This is a genomic window from Staphylococcus sp. HMSC077D08 (assembly GCF_001837945.1).
GTDB lineage: Bacteria > Bacillota > Bacilli > Staphylococcales > Staphylococcaceae > Staphylococcus > Staphylococcus epidermidis.
The window spans coordinates 1-405 of record NZ_KV834816.1 but is presented as its reverse complement, the minus strand read 5'-3'; the positions used below and the strand labels follow the sequence as shown (position 1 = coordinate 405).

The 405-nt window shown below is 31.9% G+C and carries 1 protein-coding gene; it reads left to right on the top strand.

The features are described 5' to 3' along the window. Positions 1–37 precede the first annotated feature (37 nt). Positions 38–405: replication protein (locus tag HMPREF2663_RS09565; RefSeq protein WP_176746340.1), on the top strand; the 368-nt coding region annotated here is incomplete at its 3' end.

Genomic DNA, 405 nt, shown 5'->3' with positions numbered 1-405 from the left:
GCATCATTAATCAATAATCACAGAAAGGATGTCCATGATGACGAAAGATAAACGTTCGAATAAGTGGGCTTTTTTAATATATGAAGAAAGCACGCCATCTAACTATCAAGATATTTTGGAACAGATGCATATTCCTTATATTTTAAGCCCGTGGCACAATCAAGATATAGATCAATCAACGGGATTAATCAAAAAATCACATAAACACGGTGCTTTATTCTTTGATTCTTTAAAAAGTTATTCTCAAGTCTCTGAACTACTTCAACAACACTTAAATACACCGAGGCATATTGAAATTATTATGTCTCCTAAGGGCATGTTTGATTATTTTATTCATGCCTCTAATTCAGATAAAACGCTTTATGATATCAATGATATTGAAAGTGGTTGTGGTTTTGACTTAAA